At 71.5% G+C, this 24,181-nt stretch carries 17 protein-coding genes, 2 pseudogenes and 1 riboswitch; of the genes and pseudogenes, 13 read left to right on the top strand and 6 right to left on the bottom strand.

What is annotated here, in order from left to right; all coding sequences use genetic code 11:
• The first annotated feature begins 7 nt into the window (after nt 1-7).
• Nucleotides 8-604, top strand: coding sequence for an ECF transporter S component (locus tag BQ9890_RS11270; RefSeq protein ID WP_075891577.1), 597 nt, complete (start codon nt 8-10; stop codon nt 602-604).
• Nucleotides 555-1,757, top strand: coding sequence for an energy-coupling factor ABC transporter ATP-binding protein (locus BQ9890_RS17050; RefSeq protein WP_326844926.1), 1,203 nt, complete (start codon nt 555-557; stop codon nt 1,755-1,757). Before BQ9890_RS11270 ends, BQ9890_RS17050 begins: the two co-directional genes overlap by 50 nt.
• On the opposite strand, the pseudogene BQ9890_RS16375 reads toward BQ9890_RS17050, so the two are convergent.
• Nucleotides 1,672-2,823 (bottom strand): annotated as a pseudogene (locus BQ9890_RS16375) (Re/Si-specific NAD(P)(+) transhydrogenase subunit alpha); the annotation flags it as partial. The gene BQ9890_RS17050 and the pseudogene BQ9890_RS16375 sit on opposite strands and share 86 nt — an antisense overlap.
• Nucleotides 2,824-3,197: 374 nt before the next feature.
• Between BQ9890_RS16375 and BQ9890_RS11255 the strand changes: the two are divergent.
• The 6 genes from BQ9890_RS11255 (at nt 3,198) to BQ9890_RS11230 (ending at nt 9,806) form a co-directional block, all read left to right on the top strand.
• Nucleotides 3,198-3,686, top strand: a complete 489-nt coding sequence (locus tag BQ9890_RS11255) for an SRPBCC family protein (RefSeq protein ID WP_075891584.1) — start codon at nt 3,198-3,200, stop codon at nt 3,684-3,686.
• Nucleotides 3,687-3,828: 142 nt separating this feature from the next.
• A complete protein-coding gene (locus BQ9890_RS11250; protein WP_075891582.1) occupies nt 3,829-5,241 on the top strand; it encodes an amino acid permease in 1,413 nt (470 codons plus the stop codon).
• Nucleotides 5,242-5,323: 82 nt separating this feature from the next.
• A complete protein-coding gene (locus BQ9890_RS11245; RefSeq protein WP_075891580.1) occupies nt 5,324-7,054 on the top strand; it encodes an ATP-binding protein in 1,731 nt (576 codons plus the stop codon).
• Nucleotides 7,055-7,181: 127 nt separating this feature from the next.
• Nucleotides 7,182-7,291: riboswitch (TPP riboswitch) on the top strand.
• Nucleotides 7,292-7,336: 45 nt separating this feature from the next.
• Nucleotides 7,337-7,933 carry an ECF transporter S component gene (locus BQ9890_RS11240; RefSeq protein ID WP_075891577.1) on the top strand — a complete coding sequence of 199 codons (597 nt, stop codon included), beginning with the start codon at nt 7,337-7,339 and terminating at the stop codon, nt 7,931-7,933.
• Complete coding sequence (locus BQ9890_RS16370) at nt 7,884-8,771, top strand: ATP-binding cassette domain-containing protein (RefSeq protein ID WP_456047832.1); 888 nt, start codon at nt 7,884-7,886, stop codon at nt 8,769-8,771. Before BQ9890_RS11240 ends, BQ9890_RS16370 begins: the two co-directional genes overlap by 50 nt.
• Before the next feature lie 120 nt (nt 8,772-8,891).
• Nucleotides 8,892-9,806 carry a TIGR01777 family oxidoreductase gene (locus BQ9890_RS11230; protein ID WP_043534798.1) on the top strand — a complete coding sequence of 305 codons (915 nt, stop codon included), beginning with the start codon at nt 8,892-8,894 and terminating at the stop codon, nt 9,804-9,806.
• A gap of 218 nt (nt 9,807-10,024) precedes the next feature.
• Here the strand turns inward: BQ9890_RS11230 and BQ9890_RS11225 are convergent, their stop codons facing one another.
• Nucleotides 10,025-11,506, bottom strand: a complete 1,482-nt coding sequence (locus tag BQ9890_RS11225) for a mannitol dehydrogenase family protein (protein WP_075891573.1) — start codon at nt 11,504-11,506, stop codon at nt 10,025-10,027.
• A 228-nt stretch (nt 11,507-11,734) separates the two neighbouring features.
• On the opposite strand from BQ9890_RS11225, the gene BQ9890_RS11220 reads away from it, so the two are divergent.
• The 3 genes and pseudogenes from BQ9890_RS11220 to BQ9890_RS16920 all read left to right on the top strand — a co-directional run.
• Nucleotides 11,735-13,345 carry an ATP-binding cassette domain-containing protein gene (locus tag BQ9890_RS11220; protein ID WP_326844914.1) on the top strand — a complete coding sequence of 537 codons (1,611 nt, stop codon included), beginning with the start codon at nt 11,735-11,737 and terminating at the stop codon, nt 13,343-13,345.
• Between the two features lies 1 nt (nt 13,346).
• Nucleotides 13,347-13,955, top strand: coding sequence for a nucleoside/nucleotide kinase family protein (locus BQ9890_RS11215; protein WP_230297913.1), 609 nt, complete (start codon nt 13,347-13,349; stop codon nt 13,953-13,955).
• A 120-nt stretch (nt 13,956-14,075) separates the two neighbouring features.
• Nucleotides 14,076-14,348 (top strand): annotated as a pseudogene (locus BQ9890_RS16920) (NAD-dependent epimerase/dehydratase family protein); the annotation flags it as partial.
• Nucleotides 14,349-14,449: 101 nt separating this feature from the next.
• On the opposite strand, the gene BQ9890_RS11210 reads toward BQ9890_RS16920, so the two are convergent.
• Nucleotides 14,450-15,889: an RbtT/DalT/CsbX family MFS transporter gene (locus BQ9890_RS11210; protein WP_143226321.1), complete on the bottom strand. Its 1,440-nt coding sequence runs from the start codon at nt 15,887-15,889 to the stop codon at nt 14,450-14,452.
• Nucleotides 15,890-16,166: 277 nt separating this feature from the next.
• Nucleotides 16,167-16,952 (bottom strand): DeoR/GlpR family DNA-binding transcription regulator, encoded by a 786-nt coding sequence (locus tag BQ9890_RS11205; protein WP_075891569.1) that lies wholly within the window; start codon nt 16,950-16,952, stop codon nt 16,167-16,169.
• A gap of 283 nt (nt 16,953-17,235) precedes the next feature.
• Here BQ9890_RS11205 and BQ9890_RS11200 point away from each other — a divergent pair, with 283 nt between their 5' ends.
• On the top strand, nt 17,236-18,063 hold the full coding sequence (locus BQ9890_RS11200) for a class I SAM-dependent methyltransferase (RefSeq protein ID WP_075891567.1): 828 nt from the start codon (nt 17,236-17,238) through the stop codon (nt 18,061-18,063).
• A 318-nt stretch (nt 18,064-18,381) separates the two neighbouring features.
• Here BQ9890_RS11200 and BQ9890_RS11195 read toward each other — a convergent pair whose 3' ends face one another.
• Nucleotides 18,382-19,467, bottom strand: coding sequence for a Gfo/Idh/MocA family protein (locus BQ9890_RS11195; RefSeq protein WP_230297912.1), 1,086 nt, complete (start codon nt 19,465-19,467; stop codon nt 18,382-18,384).
• Between the two features lie 170 nt (nt 19,468-19,637).
• Between BQ9890_RS11195 and BQ9890_RS11190 the strand changes: the two genes are divergently transcribed.
• A complete protein-coding gene (locus BQ9890_RS11190) occupies nt 19,638-21,344 on the top strand; it encodes an alpha/beta hydrolase (RefSeq protein WP_075891565.1) in 1,707 nt (568 codons plus the stop codon).
• Nucleotides 21,345-21,479: 135 nt separating this feature from the next.
• Here the strand turns inward: BQ9890_RS11190 and BQ9890_RS11185 are convergent, their stop codons facing one another.
• Nucleotides 21,480-24,053 (bottom strand): lysylphosphatidylglycerol synthase transmembrane domain-containing protein, encoded by a 2,574-nt coding sequence (locus BQ9890_RS11185; protein WP_075891563.1) that lies wholly within the window; start codon nt 24,051-24,053, stop codon nt 21,480-21,482.
• Between the last annotated feature and the right edge of the window lie 128 nt (nt 24,054-24,181).

The raw sequence follows: 24,181 nt of genomic DNA, 5'->3' as shown, positions 1-24,181 counted from the left end.
CACGGACATGAGCGAACCCAACGGCCACCTGCGGTGGCGCGTCGTGGACATGGTCACCGCAGCGATCCTGGGGGTGGCGACCGGAATCATCTTCCTGGTGTGGAACCAGGTGGGGGGTGCGGCCTACACGGTCGTGGACGCCCTGACACCCGGCGTCGGCGGACTGGTCGCCGGCATCTGGTACCTGGGCGGTGTGCTCGGCGGGCTCGTCATCCGCAAGCCGGGTGCCGCGATCTTCGTCGAGGTCCTCGCCGCCGTGGTCTCCATGGCGCTGGGCTCCCAGTGGGGAGTCTCCACGATCTACTCCGGACTCGCCCAGGGCCTGGGCGCCGAGATCATCTTCCTGGTCTTCGCCTACCGCAGGTTCAACCTGCCCGTCGCGATCCTCTCCGGCATCGGCGCGGGGCTGGGCGCGTGGGTCTTCGAGGGCTTCTACGGCAACTTCGCCAAGGGCCTGACCTACAACCTCATCTACCTGGGTGCCCAGGTCGTCACGGGCATCGTGCTCGCGGGGCTGGTCGGATGGCTCCTGGTGCGAGGTCTCGCCCAGACGGGTGCCCTGGACCGCTTTGCCGCGGGTCGCGAGATCCGCGGGAGGGTCTGAGAGGACACCGGCGACGCCCTCGTCGGCCCGCGACCCCCGCACACCGAGCCCCGTCCGCAGAGAGGACCCACCCGTGACCTGCCCCGCATCCCGCACCACCCCCACCCGGGCCACCCCCGGGGTGCGGGTGCGCGCGCGCGGGTGGGGCTGGAGGCATGCCGGACGCAAGGCGTGGGCACTGCGCGACGTCGACCTCGACATCGCCCCGGGCGAGCGTGTCCTCGTCCTCGGGGCGTCGGGGGCGGGCAAGTCCACGCTGATGGGCGGGCTCGCCGGGCTGCTGGGGGGGGAGGACGAGGGCGAGGCGCTCGGCTCGCTCACACTGGACGAACGGGCACCCGACGGTGCGCGTGACCGTGTCGGCCTCGTCATGCAGGACCCGGAGGCCCAGGTGGTGCTGGCGCGCCTGGGTGACGACGTCGCCTTCGGCTGTGAGAACCTCGGGGTGCCACGGGAGGAGATCTGGGCCCGGGTGGAGGACGCGCTGGACGCCGTCGGCCTGGACCTGCCCCTGGACCACCCCACCTCCAAGCTCTCCGGCGGTCAGAAGCAACGCCTGGCCCTGGCCAGCGTGCTCGCCATGCGGCCGGGGTTGCTGCTCCTGGACGAGCCCACCGCCAATCTCGACCCCGCCGGGGTCGCGGAGGTGCGCCGGGCAGCGGAGCGGGTCCTGGAGCGCACGGGTGCCACCCTGGTGGTCGTCGAGCACCGCGTCGACGTCTGGGCGGACCTGGTGGACCGGGCAGTGGTGGTCCTGGACGGCACCGTCGCCGCCGACGGACCCCTGGATGAGGTCCTGCGCGACCGCGGCGGGCAGCTGCGTGCGGCCGGGATCTGNCCGGGGGTGTGGCCAGCACGAGGGCCGCTGCGACCAGGCCCGGGAGGGCCCACCAGGCCGGTCGTCGTCGACGCCGTCGCGCCTCGCTGCGCGCCTCCTCGGCGACGGCAGCGGCGTGGGCCACCGGGTCCCCCACCCCACCCGGGAGGTCCCCCGCGCCGGCCTCCGGTCCAGCGCCCGGCAGTCCGCCACCCGTCGACGAGGGCGACCCCGCACCGGTCGCGCCTCCGGCCCCGGCGGCTCCCGCCGGGACGGCGGCCGAGACGGAGATGGGGGGAGGTGGCCACAGGACCTCCCCAGCGGTGGTCACCGTGATGGCCCGGATGACCTGGTCGTCGAGGTCCAGGACGAGGTGGCCGTCCTTCCCGGGTGTCATGAGGGAGAGGAGGTTGACGACATTGCGGCCGTAGAGCTGGGAGGCCTGGGCGGGAAGCCGGGCGGCCAGGTCGTTGTACCCGATGACGGTCACGCCCCCGGGCGTCGTCACCACCTCACCCGGAACGGTCAGCGCGGTGTTCCCGCCGTTGCAGGCCGCCATGTCGACCACCACGGATCCCGGGCGCATGCCCGCCAGCGCAGTCTCGTCCAGCAGCAGGGGCGCGCGCCGCCCGGGGATGTTGGCGGTGGTGATGACGATGTCGCTGCGGGCGGCCTGCTCGGCGTAGAGCCTGCGCGCCGCCTCCTCCTGGTCCTCGGAGAGTGCGCGCGCGTAGCCGTCGGTGGAGTTCTGCTCCGCCACCGGCAGCGGCACGAAGCGAGCGCCCATGGAGGCGACCTGCTCGGCGACCTCCGGGCGGACATCGGTCGCCGCGACCTGGGCGCCCAGCGACACCGCGGTCCCGAGGGCGGCCAGGCCGGCCACGCCCGCCCCGATGACGTACACGTCGGCAGGAGGCATCTTGCCGGCAGCCGTCACCTGCCCGGTGAAGACCCGGCCGAAGGCGCCTGCTGCCTCGATGACGGCCCGGTAGCCGGCGATGTTGGCCTGGGAGGAGAGCACGTCGAGGGACTGGGCGCGTGAGATCCGCGGCACCGCGTCCAGGGCCAGGGCGGTGACACCGGCGGCGCGGAGGTCCTCGATGAGCTCCGGGTGACGGGCCGGTGCGAGGCGGGCCACGAGGACCGCGCCGGGGTGCATGAGGGCCAGGTGGGCCGGGGTCGGTGCGTCCAGCGTGGTGACCAGATCGGCACCCCACGCCCCGCCCTCGTCCACGATCGTGGCCCCCGCGGCGGTGTACTCGCCGTCGGGGTGGTGCGCGGACTCCCCCGCACCCGCCTCGACGAGCACCTCGTGGCCGAGGCGGACCAACGCGCCAGTGGTGTCGGGGGTGGCGGCGACCAGGGGTTGGTCGTCGGCCTCGCGGGGTACTCCGATGCGCACGTGGACTCCTTCGTCACGTCTGCGGGCGCCACGGGCGGCGCACCGTGCCCCAGCGTAGGGGCAGGTGGGAGGGCATGCCGGTCCAGTCCCGCACCGGGCCGTTGGTCCCTGTCCGCAGAGGTGTCGGACGGCCGGCACGAACGGGACCAAGGTCCCAGGGAGTGCGCGGAGGGCGGGTGTCACCGTCCGGACCCCGGTCGCTCGGTGTCGGGAGCCGGGCGGGCCGTGTCCGGGCGTCGGTCGGGTCCCGTCCGGCCCGCGCACCCGTGCCCGCACGGCGTCCCGCGCGCCGACGGGGCACGGTCCGGGGATCGGCGCCAAACCTCCCCGTGGGTTCCTTCCCATGGGTGCCCCCACCCCGATAGCGTGGGGGCATGGACATCTTCGACGACGACGACGACCCGGCCACGCGGCAGGACTTCGACACGGTCGAGGTGGACACCGAGGTGGACGCCCCCATCGAGGCCGTGTGGACCCTGGTCTCCGAGCCCGGCTGGTGGATCAACGAGGGACCCCTGGGCGACCACGAGGTCGTGCAGGACGAGGACGGCCTCTTCCACGTCTCGGACCCTGAGGTGGGGACCTGGCTGGTGGAGCGTGCGGACCTGGACCCCATGGACGTCGTCTCCTTCCGCTGGTACCCCCTGGCCGGGGACGAGTTCCCCGAGGACCGGGCGACCCTGGTGGAGTTCTCCCTCTCCGAGGAGGAGGGCACCGTGGTCCTCCACGTGGAGGAGTCGGGGTTGTCCTCGGTCTCCGCGGACCCGGAGGTCGCGCGCCAGGCGTGGGAGGACGCCCAGGGCATGTGGGAGCGCGAGCTCGCGGCGGCCCGCGCGCACCTGGAGAGGATCTGGTCGCGCTGAGGGTGGACTGACCGCACTCCGGAGGGGGCCACGGGCCTCCGCGGAGGCACGGTAGCGTGGACGGGCCCCGCACCGCGTGGGGTTGTCCGCTCGTGCCGGCGACGCCGCCGCGACGAGGGCGATGCGAGTCCCGGAAGGTCCCATGACGACGCCGACCACCACGACCGAGGGGTCCGAGCGCACCCTGCAGCGCAACCTGGAGAACCGCCACATCCAGCTCATCGCCATCGGCGGGGCGATCGGGACCGGACTGTTCATGGGGTCGGGGAAGACGATCGCGACGGCCGGCCCCTCGGTGCTCCTGGTGTACGCGACCATCGGGTCGGTCCTGTTCCTCTTCATGCGTGCCATGGGCGAACTGCTGCTCTCGGATGCGCGCTACGGCTCCTTCGCCGACATCGCCCGCGACATCCTGGGTCCCTGGGCGGGTTTCGTGACCGGGTGGACGTACTGGTTGTGCTGGATCGTCACCGGGGTGGCCGACATGGTCGCGATCACCGGGTACATCCGCTTCTGGTGGGCCGAGGTGCCGATCTGGCTGCCCGTGGTGGCCACCGCACTGCTGCTCTTCTCCCTCAACGCACTCACGGTGAAGGCCTTCGGGGAGACCGAGTTCTGGTTCGCCCTCATCAAGATCGTCGCCATCATCGCCCTGATCGTGGTGGGGGTCGGGATGGTGCTGGCCCGTCACGTCGGCGACTCCGGTTCGGTGGCCGCCGTCTCCAACCTCTGGGCACACGGCGGGTTCTTCCCCAACGGGTGGGGTGGCTTCCTGGGCGGGTTCCAGATCGCCCTCTTCGCCTTCGTGGGCATCGAACTGGTGGGCACCACCGTCGCCGAGACCGCGGACCCGGAGCGGACCCTGCCCAAGGCGATCAACTCGATCCCCCTGCGCGTCATGCTCTTCTACGTCGGTGCGCTTGCGGCCATCATGATGGTCACCCCCTGGGACGAGGTCGACCCCGGGACCTCGCCCTTCGTCACCATGTTCGCCATGACCGGGCTGGGGGCGGCCGCCTCCGTGGTGAACCTCGTGGTGCTGACCTCGGCGGCCTCCTCGGCAAACTCGGGGATCTACTCGACCTCGCGCATGCTCTACGGCCTGTCGGAGCGCGGCGACGCCCCGCAGACCTTCAACCGTCTCTCCCCGCGAGCGGTGCCCCGCAACGCCCTGTTCCTGTCCTGTGTGCTGCTGCTCAGCGCCATCGTGCTCCTGGCCCAGGGGGACTCCATCATCGGGGCGTTCACCCTGGTCACGTCCATGGCGGCCACCCTCTTCATGGCGATCTGGACCATCATCACGGTCTGCTACCTCGTCTACCTCAAGCGGCGCCCCCACCTGCACGAGGCCTCCACCTTCCGCCTGCCCGGAGGCGCGGCGTCGGCCTGGGGCGTCATCGCCTTCATGGGGGCGATGGTCGTGGTGCTGTGCCTGGAGGCGGAGACGCGGATGGGCCTGCTCGCCTCCGTGGTGTGGTTGGTCGCCGTGACCGTGGCCGCCCTCGTCCACCGCCACCGCAGCCTCTCCCAGCTCTCACGGGCAGACGAGGCCTGAGTCGTCGGCGGGAGGTCCTCGGGCGGCCTTCAGTGACGCCCTCACTGTATGCAGTGAGGGCGTCAGTGTATACAGTGAGGACATGACTGACGATGAGCTGAAGGACCACCTCTCGCGCCTGGTGCGGCTCGGGAGCGACGACTCGCTCATCGAGGTCAAGGCCGCGGGACCAAGCCTGCCGAAGAACGTGTGGGAAACGGTCTCCGCGTTCGCGAACACGTCGGGCGGTGTCATCATTCTCGGGCTTGAGGAGTCGGAGGGATTCGCCCCCACGCCCGGCTTCGATGCGCAGCGAATCATCGACGCTGTGGATGCGGGAACCTCAGTGGCTCCGGGGAGTGTGCCGAAGGTGCTTCCTGTTCCCCCTGTGCGAATCCGGCGCCTTGAGGTCGGGGATGCTCCCGTGGTGGTGGTCGAGGTCGACTCCCTCCGGGGCGTGCCCGGGATCGGGATGCCCTGCCACGTCGTCGCCCAGGGGCTGCAGAAGGGGAGCTACAAGCGGGTCGACGACAAGGACAAGCACCTGTCCACCTATGAGGTGTACCTTCTCCAGACCGCCGTTCGACCCATCGGCGTGGATCGTGAGCCTGTCGTCAATCGAGGAGCCCGGGACCTGTCCCAGGATCTGGTGGCAGGTCTGTTGGAGCGGCAGGGCAGGCTCGGCTCGCACGTCCTGGACGGCACAGAAGGTGACTCGGAAAAGGTGTTGCGCAGACTCAACGTCCTCACCGAGCAGACGCATCCGACCATGGGAGGGTACCTGGCACTGGGAGCCTATCCGCAGGATGAGTTCCCCCAGCTCGTCATCGACGTGAGTGTTCACCCCGGGACGGACAAGTCCCTCGATCCGACTGTCCGATTCTCTGACCGGAGGATCTGTGACGGACCGCTGCCCACGGCCATCGATGATGCCGTCCGGGCCATCCTCAGGAACTTGCGAACCAGACGTGTGGTCAAAGGGGTGGAAGGGCAGGATGTTCCCGAGATCCCCGAGGAAGTCCTCAGGGAGGCGGTGACCAATGCTGTGACGCACAGGGACTACAGCGAGTGGGTCCGGGGTCAACAGGTCAGTGTTGACGTGTTCAGTGACCGCGTCGAGGTGACGAATCCCGGAGGGTTCTGGGGAGATCGCACGGCTTCCAATGTTTTCGAAGGACGTTCCTCGTCACGCAATGAGGTGCTCGCGAAGCTGCTCACCATCGTGCCGAGGGCAGTCGGGGGAGGAACTGTGTGCGAGAACCAGGGTTCCGGCGTCCCCAGGATGGTTCACGCCATGCGTGAGATGGGTCTGCCGGCACCTGACTATGCGAAGTCCGACATCGACCACGTCACGGTGACCCTGGGTCGGTTCGGTCTGATGGATCCCGAGGTGCGCTCGTGGCTCGACTCCCTGCCCGGGGCGCCGCGCCCGATCGCAGCGGACACAGCGCTGTCGTTGGCGCGCACCACTGGCCAGGTCGGTACGACTGAGCTGAAGGAGAGTCTGGGCATGGACTCTGACGACGCGAGGAAGGTCCTTGCGGAACTCACCACCGACGGGCTCCTGGTGGATGTCGGCAACGGACACTTTGGGTTGCGGAAGATCTCCGGGACGACCAACAGTCCCACGCAGGCCCAGATGCTGGTCCTGGACGTCCTCGACACCGTACGAGCAAGCTCAGTCCGGGACATTGCTGCTGCGACTGGACGGAGTGCCAACACGTTGCGTCCGATCCTGCGCACGTTGGTCGAGGAGGGGTGGATCACTGCCACGGCACCGCCGACCAGCCGACACAGGGCCTATCTCCTCGCTCCGGGTCGTCAAGCATCCTGATCTCGCCTCGACAGGCGTTGCGCCGGTGGAAGAGTTCCGCGATGCCGACGTCGAGCAGCTCGCAGGACGTCTGGGACGAGCCGATGGCGGACGCCCCCGGGCATCCCGCACGGCTGCGCTACACTGCACGCAGTGCCACGGGAACCCGGGAAGCCGGGTTGAGAGGAGGGCGTCCCGCCCTCGACCGTCGAACCTGAACCGGACCATACCGGCGTAGGAAGGCTCTCATGCTCTCTTCCATGTGCGCACGCACCGTGCACGTCCTGGAAGGGGAACACGGACATGAGCGAACCCAACGGCCACCTGCGGTGGCGCGTCGTGGACATGGTCACCGCAGCGATCCTGGGGGTGGCGACCGGAATCATCTTCCTGGTGTGGAACCAGGTGGGGGGTGCGGCCTACACGGTCGTGGACGCCCTGACACCCGGCGTCGGCGGACTGGTCGCCGGCATCTGGTACCTGGGCGGTGTGCTCGGCGGGCTCGTCATCCGCAAGCCGGGTGCCGCGATCTTCGTCGAGGTCCTCGCCGCCGTGGTCTCCATGGCGCTGGGCTCCCAGTGGGGAGTCTCCACGATCTACTCCGGACTCGCCCAGGGCCTGGGCGCCGAGATCATCTTCCTGGTCTTCGCCTACCGCAGGTTCAACCTGCCCGTCGCGATCCTCTCCGGCATCGGCGCGGGGCTGGGCGCGTGGGTCTTCGAGGGCTTCTACGGCAACTTCGCCAAGGGCCTGACCTACAACCTCATCTACCTGGGTGCCCAGGTCGTCACGGGCATCGTGCTCGCGGGGCTGGTCGGATGGCTCCTGGTGCGAGGTCTCGCCCAGACGGGTGCCCTGGACCGCTTTGCCGCGGGTCGCGAGATCCGCGGGAGGGTCTGAGAGGACACCGGCGACGCCCTCGTCGGCCCGCGACCCCCGCACACCGAGCCCCGTCCGCAGAGAGGACCCACCCGTGACCTGCCCCGCATCCCGCACCACCCCCACCCGGGCCACCCCCGGGGTGCGGGTGCGCGCGCGCGGGTGGGGCTGGAGGCATGCCGGACGCAAGGCGTGGGCACTGCGCGACGTCGACCTCGACATCGCCCCGGGCGAGCGTGTCCTCGTCCTCGGGGCGTCGGGGGCGGGCAAGTCCACGCTGATGGGCGGGCTCGCCGGGCTGCTGGGGGGGGAGGACGAGGGCGAGGCGCTCGGCTCGCTCACACTGGACGAACGGGCACCCGACGGTGCGCGTGACCGTGTCGGCCTCGTCATGCAGGACCCGGAGGCCCAGGTGGTGCTGNCCACACTGGCGGACCAGTTGGCCCCCGCCCTGCGCGTCGCGGGACTGGCGGGCGCGCACACCCTGCACCTCGACTCCTGGTACCCGGGGTGGGAGGGGCTCAGGGCGGGAACGCGCATCACCGAGCAACTGCTGACCGGCGCACGCCGCTCCTGGCCCCGGTGGGACTGGTCGGCGGACCGCGTGGCCCGCCTGGTGGCAGTGACTCCGGGCGTGCCCCTGGTGGTCGAGGGTGCCGGTGCCCTCACCCCCGTCACCGCCGGCGTCGCGGACCTGCGCATCTGGGTGGATGCGGAGGACGGCGAGCGTCACCGTCGCGCCATGGAACGCGACGGCGAGGCCTACCGCCCCTGGTGGGACATGTGGGCCAGGCAGGAGGAGCGGCATGTGGGCCGGAACCGGCCGCGCACCCTGGCCGACCTGGTGGTGCGGACCTGAGGTCGGCCCCCGCGCGCCGCGGTGGCGGTGGGGGTGCCGTCTCCGTCGATGCGTGCCCTGCGGCTGTGCTCCGCCCGGCGTGCCCGCGCGTGGGTGACCTGGCGCACATAGGCTGGGCCCATGAAGGTTGCCATCGCAGGAAGCAGTGGACTCCTGGGCACCGCCCTGGGGGCATCACTGGCCGCTGACGGACACGACATCGTCCGCCTGGTCCGTCGGGAGGCCTCAGGCCCTGACGAGCGCCCGTGGGACCCCGGCTCCCACGTGATCTCAGGCCCGGGGCTGGACGACGTCGACGCCGTGGTCAACCTGGCGGGTGCCGGGATCGGCAACCGACCCTGGACCAGTGGTTACAGGCGCACCCTCCTCACCAGTCGGGTGGAGGCCACCCGCACCCTGGCCGAGGCACTGGCCGATGCCCCCCGGCGCAGCGAGCCACGCACCTTCCTGGTGCCCTCTGCCGTGGGGGTCTACGGTGCCGACCGCGGCGAGGAGGTCCTCGACGAGGGCGCATCGGTGGGGGACGACTTCCTGGCCCGGGTCTGCCGACTCACCGAGGCGGCGGCGCGTCCGGCGGCAGACGCCGGGGTGCGGGTGGTGGCTCTGCGCACGGGCATCGTGCTCTCCTCCCACGGAGGTTTCCTCGCCATGCAGCGGCCCCTGTACCTGGCGGGACTGGGAGGACCCATCGACTCCGGGGAGCAGTGGCTCTCCTGGATCGCACGGGAGGACCACGTGCGCGCCCAGCGCCACCTCCTGGAGGACTCTGACCTGGAGGGGCCCGTCAACCTCACCGCCCCCGGAGCCGTGCGCCAGCGGGAGTTCGCCCGCGCCTACGCGGCGTCCCTGGGCAGGCCCTGCCGACTGCGCCTGCCCACCGCGGTGCTGGTGCCCGTGCTCGGCCCCGACATGGTCGCGGAGGTCGTACGCGCCGGTCAGCGGGTGGTCCCCGACCGCCTGCTGCGCGACGGGTTCACCTTCACCCAACCGCGCCTGGTCCCCGCCCTGGCCGAGGTGCGTGCCGGACGGGAGTAGGGGTGCGGCCCGGGTGACGGGCGGCCCTCACAGGGCACTCGTCGAACGGTGGACTTCTCACCGAACGGTGGGGGTATATGGCCACCTCTCGGTGGGAAGTCCACCGTTGGGTGGGAAGTCCACCGTTGGGTGGGACGTTCCCCAATCGGCGCACAGTGGTCTGGGCAATGCGGCTCCCGGACGCGATTGCCGGCGCGCCTCAGCGGGTCAGTGGCTGCTCACCGGGTGGCGACCAGCTCCTGCATGACGGCGCGGGCCCCGCGCTCGCGGATGCCGTGCAGGGCGGTGGTGAAGGCCTCGACGAACCGGGGTTCCCGCGCGAGGGTCCCGAACACCGCCTCGTCGGAGATGAACGCCAGGTCGTCGCCCCGGTGCTGCCGCCCCGCGGCGGCGGCCAGCTCCTCCCCGCGCTTGTCGTCCAGGACGATCGCGGACCCGTCCTCGGCGACGCCCTCGTCCCCCAGGGACCATGCGGCGACCATCGCCGCCCCCAGTGTCACGGGGCGACCCGCCGCCAGGTTGTCGCGAACGGTGGGGAGCACGAACTTCGGCATGCGGTCCGAGGCGTCCTGGGCCAGGCGCGCCAGGGTGTCGGCGATGGCCGGGTTCGTGAAGCGCTCGAAGAGCGTGTCCACGTAGTCGGGCAGGTCGATGCCGGGCACCGGGCGCAGGGTCGGCAGTGCCTCGCGTTCCAGGTAGGCGCGCGTCAGCGCCGCGATGTCGGGGTCGGAGGCGGCCACGTCGGCGAATTCCAGGGGCAGCAGTCGACCCCAGTGGGCGAGTGACTGGTGGGAGGCGTTGAGCAGGCGCAGCTTCATGAGCTCGTAGGGCACGACGTCCTCGACCATCTGGACGCCGACCTCCTCCCAGGCGGGACGCCCCAGGGTGAAGTGGTCCTCCAGGACCCACTGGACGAAGGGTTCGCAGGTCACGGGCCACGCGTCCTCGATGCCGTACTCCTCGTGGACCATCTCCACGTCGGCGGGGGTGGTGACCGGCGTGATGCGGTCGACCATGCAGTTGGGGAAGGAGACCTCGCGGTCGATCCACGCGGCGAGCTCCGGGTCGGCGATGCCCGCCTGGGAGACGACCGCGGTGTGGGCGATGTTGCCGTTGCCGGGCAGGTTGTCGCAGGACATCACCGTGAAGGGCGCGGTCCCCGCCGCGCGGCGCCGGCGCAGGGCCTCCACGATGAACCCGAAGGAGGTCCGGGGTGCTGCGGGCTCGTGCGCGTCGTGGACGGCGTCCGGGGCATCGGTGCGGAAGCGGCCGGTCCCGTCGTCGATGTTGTACCCGCCCTCGGTGACGGTCAGGGACACGATGCGCGTGGTCGGGGCCGTCATGACGTCCAGGACGGCGGACGGGTCGTCGGGGGCGAAGAGGAAGTCGTGGACGGAGCCGATGACGCGGGGCTCCAGGGTCCCGTCGGCGTGCTTGAGGACCAGGGTGTAGAGGCCGCCCTGGGCGTCCATGACGTCGCGCATGCGTGCGTCCTGGGGCATGACCCCCACCCCGCAGATGCCCCAGTCCAGGGCCTCCCCGCGGCCCATCAGGCGGTCCAGGTACATGGCCTGGTGGGCGCGGTGGAAGTTGCCCAGCCCGAAGTGGACGATGCCGGTCGTGATCCGGGTGCGGTCGTAGGTGGGGGCGAACGGGGCGTCGGTGAGGGTCTGGTTGTCGGGGGCGGCGGGGATGGTCATGGGATGTTCCTCCTGGTCTGTGCGGTCTGTGCGGTCTGTGCGGTCTGTGCGGTCTGTGCGGTCTGTGTGCATTGTGTCCCGTGTCCGGGGTGGGGGGGTCGGCATCGTGGGTCGTCGGGCGGATCGCCCGGTGTCGGGCTCGNGGTCCGGGCCGGGAACGGGACACCACCGGCGGGTCCGGCCCCGGCCCCGGTGGCGGGCCACGCGGCGGACGCCGTGCAGGACCCCGTGGTCCTCTCGGGCCGGGACCTGACCATCGGGTACGAGGAGGACCGCCCGGTGCGGGCGGGCATCGACATCGACATCCCGCGCGGGGTCTCCACCTGCATCATCGGGGACAACGGCCTGGGCAAGTCCACCCTGGCCCTCACCCTGGTCGGTCTGCTGCCCCAGGTCTCCGGGGAGGTCCGCGTGGCCGAGGACCTCGCCCCGGCCCCCGGGCGCACCGATCCCCACGCCTGGTCCTCCCACCAGCTGCTCGGGCGCGTGTCCATGGTGTTCCAGGAACCCGAGTACCAGTTCGTGTCCCGCACCGTGCGTGAGGAGCTGGAGGTCGGCCCCCGCGCCATGGGTGTCCCGGAGGGGAGGACGGCCGAGTTGGTCGGGCGCTTCCTGCGGGCCCTCGCCCTGGAGGACGTGGCACGCGCCAATCCCATGACGCTCTCCGGTGGGGAGAAGCGCCGACTGTCGGTGGCCACCGCCCTGATCTCCGCCCCCCGGGTCGTCGTCCTGGACGAGCCGACCTTCGGTCAGGACCGTGCGACCTGGCTGGAACTGGTCGGCATCCTGCGCGACGCCGTGGCACGAGGGACCACGATCGTGTCCATCACCCATGACCGCTCGTTCGTGGCCGCCATGGGCGGCAATGTCATCGACCTCTCCGACGTCGGCCGGGACCCGCGCACACCTGTCGGTGCGGACGGACCGACCGTGGACGGAACGGTTCCCGGGAGACCGGCGGAACCGGTCCCGCCCTCGTCGCTGCAGCGAGCGCGGCCCGCGTCGCCCTCGTCGGCCACACGTCCCGCGCTCCCCCCGGCGGTCCCGGAGCCCGTTCCCTCGCCGTGGCGCGCCGCCCTGCGCGGGGACCTCCTGCGCCGAGTCAACCCCGTCGTGCAGTTCCTCGGGCTGGTCGTCATGACCACGCCGCTGATGGTCACCATTGACGTGCTCTCGGCCTCCATCGCGCTGGGGGTGGAGCTCCTGCTGCTGCCCCTGGTCGGTACCAGTCCGCGCCGCCTGCTCCTGCGGATGCTGCCCCTCTTCGTGGCCGCACCGCTGGCGGCCCTGTCCATGCTGCTCTACGCCTCCCCCGGCGGGCACGTGTACTGGCAGTTCGGGCCGGCCGTCATCTCGGAGAACTCCGTGACGCTCTCGCTGGCCATCCTCGTGCGTGTCCTGGCACTCGGTCTGCCCGCCATCGCAGTGCTCTCCCGCATCGACCCCACCGACATGGCCGACGGGCTCTCCCAGGTGCTCCGCCTGCCGGCGCGCCCCGTGCTCGCCTCGCTGGCCGGGGTCCGCATGGCGGGTCTCATGGTCGGGGACTGGCACGCGTTGCGCCGCGCGCGGCGGGTGCGGGGCATCGGGGACGGCAACCGCCTGGCCGCCTTCGGTGCAGGAGCCTTCGCACTGCTGGTCCTGGCCCTGCGGCGCTCCGCCAAGCTGTCCCTGACCATGGAGGCGCGCGGGTTCGGTGCGGACGTGCCCCGCACCTGGGCCCGTCCCTCGCGGGTCGGGGTGGCGGACGCGGTGTTGATGGCGATCTGCGTGGCCATCCCGGTGGTGGCCCTGGGGGCGGCCGTGCACTGGGGTGTCTTCCAGCCCCTGGGGCGCTGAGGTGCCCGCCGTCCTGCACTGGCACGAGGGCGACGCCCTGCCCGCGTCCCTGGTCCACCGGGCTGTGCGGGCCTGCGTCGGGTGGGAGGAGGGCGACGCCCCACACACGCGCACCCCCACCCGGTGGGGCGCACCGGTGGTCGTGGTCGACGGGCGCTCGGGCTCGGGCAAGACCACACTGGCGGACCAGTTGGCCCCCGCCCTGCGCGTCGCGGGACTGGCGGGCGCGCACACCCTGCACCTCGACTCCTGGTACCCGGGGTGGGAGGGGCTCAGGGCGGGAACGCGCATCACCGAGCAACTGCTGACCGGCGCACGCCGCTCCTGGCCCCGGTGGGACTGGTCGGCGGACCGCGTGGCCCGCCTGGTGGCAGTGACTCCGGGCGTGCCCCTGGTGGTCGAGGGTGCCGGTGCCCTCACCCCCGTCACCGCCGGCGTCGCGGACCTGCGCATCTGGGTGGATGCGGAGGACGGCGAGCGTCACCGTCGCGCCATGGAACGCGACGGCGAGGCCTACCGCCCCTGGTGGGACATGTGGGCCAGGCAGGAGGAGCGGCATGTGGGCCGGAACCGGCCGCGCACCCTGGCCGACCTGGTGGTGCGGACCTGAGGTCGGCCCCCGCGCGCCGCGGTGGCGGTGGGGGTGCCGTCTCCGTCGATGCGTGCCCTGCGGCTGTGCTCCGCCCGGCGTGCCCGCGCGTGGGTGACCTGGCGCACATAGGCTGGGCCCATGAAGGTTGCCATCGCAGGAAGCAGTGGACTCCTGGGCACCGCCCTGGGGGCATCACTGGCCGCTGACGGACACGACATCGTCCGCCTGGTCCGTCGGGAGGCCTCAGGCCCTGACGAGCGCCCGTGGGACCCCGGCTCCCACGTGATCTCAGGCCCGGGGCTGGACGACGTCGACGCCGTGGTCAACCTGGCGGGTGCCGGGATCGGCAACCGACCCTGGACCAGTGGTTACAGGCGCACCCTCCTCACCAGTCGGGTGGAGGCCACCCGCACCCTGGCCNNNNCTGTGTGCATTGTGTCCCGTGTCCGGGGTGGGGGGGTCGGCATCGTGGGTCGTCGGGCGGATCGCCCGGTGTCGGGCTCGTCCGGGGCTCAGGCCACCGGTGTCCCGATGGACAGCGTGGTGTGTGCGGGGACGGGGTCCGAGTGGCCGCGGTCCCGCTCGCGGTCCTGCCCGTGGTCGCGCTCGCGGTCCCGCTCGTGGCCGCGCTCGTGGTCCTGCTCCCGGTCGCCCTCGTCGCCGTCCTCCTCGTCCCCGAGGGGGAGGGCGGCTGCGGAGTGCAGGACGCGGGCGTTGCCGGGCAGCTTGAGGGCGAAGAGCAGGACGAAGGAGATGACGTAGAGACCCGCCAGGGCGAGGGCGACGCCGCGGAACCCCGCGGGCCCGACGAGGAGGGTGACGACGGCCGGGCCGACGAAGGCACCCAGCCCCGCGCCGAGGTTGAGGATGGCCAGCGCGTTGCCCGTCTCGCCCCGGGCATGGGCCATGACCAGGGGCGTGGTGGGCACGTGGGCCGACAGGCCGATCCCGATGGCTGCCATGCCGAGGGCGATCAGCCAGAAGTCGGGACCGACGAGGTTCGGGACCGCGTAGAGGTAGACCAGCGAGAGCGCGCAGATCGGGGTCGCGGCCCACTGCAGGGTGTTCCTCCACCCGATGCGGTCACCGAGGATGCCCCACACGACGTCGCCGACCACCGCGACCACCCCGAAGATCGTGAACTCGAGGATCGCCAGTTCCAGGGGCATCCCGTGGACGGCGTGCAGGTAGACGATGTAGAAGGCCTGCAGCCCGTACTGGCCCGCCAGGTTGATGACCTTGACGATGCCGCCGATGCCCACCTTCGGGTGGCGCCACACCACCGAGGCCGCCGAGGCCAGGGAGGCCCCCACGGAGATCCCCTTGGTGGCCGAGGCCGAGGGGTGGCGGCGCAGGAAGGCCAGCGTGAGTGCGCCACCCATGGCCGCCAGGGTGAACCCGGCCCACAGGGTCGGCACCGCGCCCGCCCGGGGCAGGAGGAGCGAGGAGAGGTAGGAGCCGATGATCTGCATCCCGAGCGAGAAGGCGAACCAGAACCAGCCCGAGGCCGAGGACTGACGCTGGGGTGGGGTCACCATCATCATCCAGGTGAGGAAGCCGTAGGCGAGCATCGGGTAGCCGAAGCCGCGCAGCCCGTAGACGAGCAGGAGCAGGGGCAGTGACCCGGCGTGCAGGCCCACGGTGATGAAGAGGGCGTCGAAGATGAGGAAGGAGACCAGGCCGATCTCCATGACGCGGCGCGGTCCGATGGCGTCGCACAGGGCGCCGGAGAGGAACGCCGCGACGGCGACGACGACCCCGTAGGCGGTGACCGTGAGGGAGGCCTGACCGACGCTGTAGCCGATGTCGTGGTGCAGGTAGTCGATGATCCAGACGGCCTCGATGCCGTCGCCGATGACGAAGACGACGATGGCCAGGAACCCGAGTGTCAAGTCGGCGGGGAAGCCGATGCGGTGCAGCAGGTCCGTGGGCCCGGTGGGTGTGGTGGACATCTTCGCCCTCTCGATCACGTCGGCACGACCGCGGTGTTGTTCGCCGACATCTGCGAGTGTGCGACGGATCCGGGCGGGTTGGACCGAGGAGTGGCGTCGGGACGGTGACCGGTTCCTGTGGGAGCGCCTGCATGTCGGCAGGCATCGACGAGGGCGGACCTGCGCGCCTGTCTCCGACCCGGTTCCTGTCGACCGCCGTCACTGGATGGCCGTGACCGCAGACGTAGGGGTGTGTGACCGGTGTGTGTGTCGAGGGTCCAGCCGGGTGGTGCGGCTCTCAGACCCGCACCACCTCCGTGCCGAGGGCGGAGTAGCGGCGCGCGGCTGAGCCGGAGAGCTCGTGGTCTGTGACCACGCACTCGAAGTCGGCGAGCCTGGCGAAGCGCACGAAGGTGGAGTGGTCGAACTTGGAGTGGTCCCCGACGAAGATCCGCCGGTGGGCCACGGCGATCGCCGCCTGCTTGATGGCGGCGACCGCCGGGTCCGGTGTCGTCAGCCAGCCCTCCGCGGTGACACCGTTGGCACCGATGAAGGCCAGGTCCGGTTCCATCGAGCCCAGCACTGACAGCGCCCACTGGTCCACGACCCCCAACGTGGAGGGACGCACGCGGCCCCCCACCGAGATGATGGTGAGCCCCGGGCGTCGCGCCAGCTCCGCCGCGGCAGGCAGGGAGGTGGTGATGACGGTGAGCCCGCGGTCGGTGGGCAGTGCGCGCCCGATGACCAGGGGCAGGTGGCCCTCGTCCAGGAACACGGTCTCGGCCCGCCCCAGACGTGCACAGGCCTCCTGTGCGATGCGTGCCTTCTCGTCGGCGAACTGGGCGGCACGGAACTCCTTGGTGGTCTCGAAGGTGCCGGACTCCGCTGCCCGGACCGAGCCATAGGCACGGACCACTTCGTGCTGGTCCTCCAGGATGCGCAGATCTCGTCGGACCGTCTCGGCGGAGACGCCGAAGACCTCGGGGAGGTCCGCGGCGGCCACATTCCCACGTCTGCGCAGCAGTTCGAGCAGCTCCTGGCGGCGGCGTGCCGCAGGCTGCTGATTGCGTGCGACTCCGGCCATGTGTCCCCTCCGCCCGTGGACTCCCGGCGTTCCGTGTCCCGTTGACCGGATCATTCTCCCCCGTGCGCGAGTGGTCCGGGCCTGTTCGCGGCTCACTGGTCGTCGGCTGCGTCCTCGTGCGGTGGGGGCCGCCGGACGCAGTGTGGCCAGCGCGTCCGGCGAGGGCGTGGAGCCGTCAGGTGTGCCCGAGTGGGGCGATTGGCGTGGGTTCCTTCGGAGTGAGGTGCGCGCGACCGGCTGTCCGGGATGACCGCGGAGCCCGTCGGCGCATAGGCTGCGCGGCGTGGACAACCCCTTCGACTCCGGGACGGATGCCTACTCACGGGTGCGACCGGACTACCCGGGACGCATCGTCGAGCAGGCCCTGGCGGCACCGGTCGGCGGAACCCGGCGCGTGGTCGACCTGGGGGCCGGAACGGGCAAGATGACGCGGCTGCTGCTGCAACGGGGACTCGTGGTGGACGCGGTGGAGCCCGCCGCCGCCATGCGCGCCCAGCTGGCGTCACTGGGTGGGCGGACTGCGGGAGCCGCCCTCGTACGCGGGCCTGCGCGCCTGAGGGTCCTGGACGCCACGGCGGAGCGCACCGGGCTGGCCGAGGGGTCGGAGGACCTGGTCGTGTGCGCCCAGGCGTGGCACTGGCTGGACGAGCCCGCCGCGGCCCGGGAGGCGCACCGGGTGCTGCGTCCCGGGGGAGCGGTGGCGATCGTGTGGAACCAGATGGACGTCGCCGTGCCCTGGATCCATCGCCTGACCCGGATCATGCGTTCCGGTGACGTCCACCGGCCCGACCGGCCCCCTCACCTGGGCGCGGCATTCACCGTCCCGGAGCTGACACAGGTCGAGTGGGCGGACGCGATGACGCCTGAGCGGCTCATGGAACTGGGCACCACTCGCTCCTCCTACCTGCGCGCGGATCCCGCGCAGCGGCGCCGCATGCAGGGCAACCTGTCCTGGTACCTCTTCGACCACCGCGGGCTGGTCCCCGGCATCCCTGTGGCGATCCCGTACACGACGCTGTTGTGGACCGCGCGCCGCACCCCCGTCCCCGACCCCGTCCCCGACCCCGGCGAAGTCCGCTCAGTTCGAGGGTCGAAATCCGCTCTGTTCTGACACTGAGGTCCGCTCTGTTCTGCTACCGAAGTCCGCCCTGGCGGAGTTGAAGAGCGCCACTGCGTGTGGATGCCGTGCGCCGGGCGGGGGGCGAGGGACGAGGGGGGGCGGGACGCCGGGACCCGGACGGGGCAGAGGGATGCGGGCACGGAGGTACGCATGGGGAATGCGATCCCGGACGGGGGCGCGCCACCGCACGTCGATCCTGGAGGTGGCGGTCGCTGCCAATGAGGGCGGACTTCGACCCCAGAACAGGGCGGACTTCGACCCCAGAACAGAGCGGACTTCGGCGGAGGGGAGGGGAGGGGGAGGGGAGGGTCACTCCCAGGGGTAGGTGACTCCCACCTGTGCGCGGACCTCGTCCATGATTTCCATGACCTCGATGGTGTCCTGCCAGGTCATGGCCGGGGACTGGGTGACCCCCTCCGCCAGGCAGCGCGCGACCTCGGCCGCCTCGTACTGGAAGCCGCCGGGAAGGGTGGCGTCCCAGTCGACGACGGTGCCGTCGCCGGGCCCACCCTGGGGGAAGGTCCGCAGGCGCAGCACACCGGGACGGTAGAACTGGACGGGGAGCTCCAGGGAACCGCGCTCGAAGACGACCTCTGCGGACGTGGCGGACCGGCCGTCGAGGTTGCAGCGTGCCACGCCGATCGCCGAGTCGCTGCCGAAGGTGACGGCGTCGGCCGCATCGACTCCGGTGGAGGGCAGGAGACGTCCGGTGGCGGAGATGACGGGCGGCTTGCCGAGCACCCAGTGCAGGAACGAGATCGGGTAGACGCCCAGGTCGAGCAGGGCACCTCCCCCGAGTGCGGGATCGACCAGGCGGGGCACGTGCAGCAGGGACTGTCCGTGGTCGGCCTGGACGGAGACCACGCGGCCGAGCAGACCGTTCTCCACCACCTGGCGGATGACGCGGTAGTGGGGCAGCTGGCGGCTCCACATCGCCTCCATCGCGAACAGGCCCGAGCGTCCCGCCAGGTCGAGGACCTCTCGGGCCTCCCGGGCGGAGATCGTGAAGCACTTCTCCACGAGGACGGGCTTGCCGGCCTCCAGTGCGAGGAGCGCATTGCGGGCGTGCATGGGGTGCACGGTGGAGACGTAGACGGCGTCGACGTCCGGGTCGGTCACCAGCTCCTCGTAGGAACCGTAAGCGTGGGCGGCACCGAACTCCTCGGCGAAGGCCCGTGCCCGGTCGAGGTCGCGCGCCCCCACGGCGTGGATCGTGGAGCGGGTGTGGCGGGGCACGTCACGGGCGAAGGTCCGGGCGATCCCGCCGGCCCCGATGACGCCCCACCGCAGGGCAGGGGCATCCATGGGGTCCGGCAGGTCCACACCGGCGGCGAGGGCGGCCAGTCCGTCGGGCAGGGCGGGCAGGGCGGAGTGCATCCACGGTGATGTCGTCATGCCCGGATTCTCCCACCACACAGGGGTCCACGTCACCATCGGGACCCCTTCCCGCAGCTGTGGGGGCCTTCCCTACAATGGAGCCGCCCGCCGGTTCGCCGACGGCGTCCCACCACACCGCGACACCCCCGCCGTCCCCGCACGGCAGCGGCCCCCAGAGGAGGGACCCGATGCTCCCGACCTCACTGCTCGGCCTCATCGTCGCCCTGGTGATGTACGCGGTGTCGGTCTCCCCCTCCCTCCTCCCGCGCAGCTGGTGGTGGCACGCGGCGGTCTCCGGGGTGCTGATGTCGGTCGGGTACATCCTGGGAGTGGTGCTGGAGACCGCGGGCTCGTGGGTCATGTACTGGACGGGCCTGAGCGTGCACGCCAGCGAGGGGGCCGAGTCCTGGTTCCGGCGGGTCCTGGTCGCCCTGTTCCTCCTCTGGTTCCTCCGCGCCGTGGTGATGTCCTTCCTCGCCTCCCGGCGTGCCGCGGGACTGGTGGAGATGCGTGCGGAGACCCTGCGCGGCTACGTGCTGGGGGTCGTGGGGTCCCTGGTCCTGGCCTATGTGCTCCTCGGCCTGGTGGGTGCCCTCGCCTGGGTCGGGCAGGGAGTGGTGAACCTGCTCGTGCGGTGGGTGCCGGGACCGGTGGCCTGGCTGATCGCGGTCGCGTCGGTGGGTCTGCTGGTCTTCGTGCTCACCTCCCGGGTCCTGCTCCACGGCGCGATCAGGTTCTTCTCCCGCCACGCCTGGACCATGAACACCCGCACCGCGCGTGGCATCTACCAGCCCCACGAGCCGGAGCGCTCGGGTTCTCCCGACTCCCTGAGCTCCTGGGAGTCCGTGGGCGGACAGGGACGGGTCTTCCTGGGGCGGGGACCCCGTCGCAGCGACATCGAGGCGGTCACCGGGCGTCCCGCGCTCGAACCGATCCGCGTGTACGCGGGCATGCCCCAGGACCCCCACGACCTGGCCTCCCGGGCCGCGGTGGTCGTCGAGGAGCTGCGCCGCACCGGCGCCTTCGAGCGGGCGGTGATCGTGGTGAGCACTGCCACGGGTTCGGGGTGGGTGGACGAGTGGCAGGTCCAGCCCGTGGAGTACCTGACGGGTGGCGACTGCGCGACCGCGTCCATGCAGTACTCCTACGTGCCGTCCTCGATCAACTTCCTCACCGGTCTGGACGTGTCGGTGGAGGCCTCGCGCCAGCTCTTCCACGCGGTCCGACGTGCCCTGGACGCCCTGCCCGAGGACCACCGTCCGGCGCTGTACGTGTCGGGGGAGTCCCTGGGGGCCTTCGCCTCCCAGGAGGTCTTCGAGGACCTCGACGACGTCCTGGCCGAGGTGTCGGGTGCGCTGTGGGTGGGGACGCCCTCGTTCACCCCCCTGCACCGCGAGCTCACCCGCGCCCGCCACCGCGGCAGCCCCGAGGTCGCCCCCGTCTACGACAACGCCCGTCACGTGCGTTTCGTCAACGTCCCCGACGACCTGCGCGCCGACGTCTACGGCCGCGAGCTGGGACCGTGGGGGCACCCGAGGGTCGTCTACGCACAGCACCCCTCCGACCCGGTGGTCTGGTGCTGGTGGGACATGTTCTGGAACCGGCCGGACTGGCTGCGGGAGAAGGCCGGGCGCGACGTCTCCCCCGACATGGAGTTCACCCGCGTGGCGACCTTCATCCAGGTGCTCGCCGACCTGCCCGTCGCCGGGACCGCGCCGGGCGGGCACGGGCACACCTACCACGAGGAGCTCGTCCCCCTGTGGGAGGGGATCCTGGGGCTGCACGAGGGCGGGCGCACCGCCGGGCTCCCCGAGGGTTCCTGGGTCGACGAGGACGTCCGCACGCGCATCGGACAGGCGATCTCGGCGAACATCGCGATGTCGGACCGTCAGTGAGGGGGTCCGGCGTCCCGGGGGTGCCGGCACCCACCGGCGTGCCTGACGTCGCCGGGGCGGCGGGTGGCCCTCCCCCGTCGTCGGCGGACACCGGCGTGCGGGGACACCTCGGCTGCCCCGGTCACGGGGTGGGCCTCAGAGCAGGTCGCGCTTCTGCATGACCTTCATGGCGACCCAGCCGAAGGGGATGCGCCCGTAGAAGGTCACCAGGCGGTAGACCACCGCGGTGGACAGCGCGATCGAGAGGGGTACTCCCGCGAGTTGGAGACCGCCCGTCAACGCGGCCTCGACCGGGCCGATGCCGCCGGGGGAGGGGACCACCGAGCCCAGTGAGTTCGACGCCAGGTAGGTCACGGACAGCGCCATGAGGTCCAGACGCCCACCGAATGCGGCCAGCGAGGCGGCGAAGGAGCCGATGAAACCGACGTTCATCAGAAGGTTCCCACCGAGCACCGCCAGGATCCGACGTGGCTGGCCCACCAGCCACAGCACGCGCGGGTAGACCTGCTGCCAGGTGGGCTCGACCTTCTCCCAGATCCAGGTCCGGATGCGGGGGATGGCCACCACGACCGCGATGACGACCATCAGGACGGCTGCCACCGCGAGGATGGCGGTGTAGGGCAGGGAGACCCCCAGGGTCGAGCCCGACGTGAGGATGACGACCAGCAGGAGCAGGACCGTGGTGAGGAACTGCGAGATCTGCATGAGGGTGACGGTGGTGGCCGCCATCGCCGTGGGGACCTTCTGCTTGTTGAGGAAGCGGAGGTTGAGTGCTGCGGGACCGATGCCGGCGGGGGCGACGACGGTGACGATGGAGGCGGCGACCTGGGCCAGCACCGCGTCGCGCAGGTGCACCTTCTCCGTGGAGAAGGCCACCAGCGGGATCGCCCCGCCCACCCAGGTGAGGGAGGCGAGGAGGAAGGCCACCAGGATCCAGACGGGGTTGGCCTCGGTCACGGCGGTGACGATGTCCTGGAAGTTCATCGTGCCCAGGACCACGACGAGGGCGACCATGCCGATGCCGACCATGATCACGGTCCGCGGGGCGAAGCGCTGGAGATTGAGCATCTGGACGGACTCGGTGGGGGAGTCGCCCACGATGGCGTCGCGCAGTTCGGTGACGAGGTCGGTGCGGCGCACCGCCGCGTTGACGTCATTGGGCAGGACGGCCCTCTGGATGGCAGGGGCGCTGGCTCGCAGGACGGTCTCCCCGACCACCCTCCGTGCGGAGGCCAGGGCGCGCTCCGTGCCGACGCAGACGGCCAGGTGGACCAGCATCTGGGCGATGTCGATGCGTCGGTTGAGCTCCGTGGTGGCGACCTCGCCGCGCTCCCAGTCCATCAGCCACACGGTGCCCGCCGGGTCCAGGACGACGGAGTCGAACCCGAGGTCACGGTGGGAGATCGCGCGGGAGTGGGCGCGAGCCAACTGTCGCCACGCCTGGTCGAGCACGGCGTCGGTGAGGAGCTCCTCGGGTGCGTCGTGGAGGGTCGTGGTGGGGGGCAGCGCGCGGTGGACGACCAGCAGGGAGTCGCCGGCCTGTGCCAGACCGAGGGGCTCGGGGACGTGGACCCCGGCCCGCATGGCTGACAGGGAGGTGAGCATGGCGCGTTCCGCATTCGCCTTGATCGAGGGGGAGATCCAGCGCGAGATCCCGCGCAGGCGCAGGTTGTTCCACACGTCGACCATGGTCCCGGTGATCTCACGGCCGGGGTCCACCACGATGATCTCCAGCGCCACCCCGGCCTCGTCCCAGGCCTGGTAGTGGCGCGAGGAGTCGACCTCGGGGCGTCGGGTGACGGTGTACTCCACCAGGTCGACGTCGGTGTCGGACTGGTGCAGGTGACGGGCGGTGGAGATGTCGGGCGCGCCCTCGTCACCGTCGTCCACCTCCTCGATGGCCCAGGTGGAGAGGGGCTCCACCGCGGTCTCCAGGTCGGTGCGGATGACGCGGGAGGGGACGATCCCGATGGAGAGCAGGCCCTCCACGATGTCGATGCCGGTGGCGCGGCGGTCCTCGAAGCCGAGGACCCACCGGGCCATGGAACCGAAGGTCCGCCCGATGAGCACCGAGATCAGGGCGCCCGGCAGGGTCATGACGCCGCGGATCACCCCGAGCAGGGTGATGGTCCACAGACCCCACCAGGAGTAGCGCACGGACCGCATGTTCGAGGACTCGTCGGCCGTGGAGAAGGCCGCCGCCAGGGACATGATCGCGAGGTTGAGGACGATGGTGGACTGCCCGTCGGCCGTGATGCGCAGGGGGGCGGTGACGGTCTCGGGCACGTACTCCAGCACCGTGAGGAGCCCCCAGCCCGCCAGCGCGGTGACCGTGCCGGAGAGGAGGAACTCCACGATGGAGCCCAGCCGTCTGCGTTGCGCCAGGGAGATGATGATCGCGATCGGGGCGACCAGGACCACGAGACCCTCGATGAGGGTGACGGGCAGCAGGAGGACCTGGCGGATGACATTGGCGAGGACGCTGCGCACGTCGTCGACGACGCCGGCGGTGGTGGAGTGGGCGTAGAGGCCGAAGAGCCACACCACGGCGATGCCGATGGCTGCGAGTGCCGCGTCGATGAGGTCCTCCGTGCGGCGCTGGCGCAGGGGGAGGCGATCGGCGAAGTAGGCGGGGCGTGGGAGGCGCGGCGGGGGTGGTGCAGCCCCGGCAGCGGCGCCCGTGGCCGTGCCCGAGGTCGTGTCCGTCATGCGAGCAGTCTAGGCGAGGCACGGGAAGGTTCCCGCGCGGTGGCGCCCATTCCCCGTGGGGGCCCGTCCGCCGTGGCGGTGCCCCCACGCCACCCCTCGCCTGCGCGCACCAGCCCGCGTCGGACCTG

Origin of the sequence: Actinomyces provencensis (genome assembly GCF_900155435.1) — a bacterium.
GTDB classification, from domain to species: domain Bacteria; phylum Actinomycetota; class Actinomycetes; order Actinomycetales; family Actinomycetaceae; genus Pauljensenia; species Pauljensenia provencensis.
Note: the sequence above shows the minus strand (reverse complement) of the source record. Positions and strands in the feature narration are given on the sequence as shown.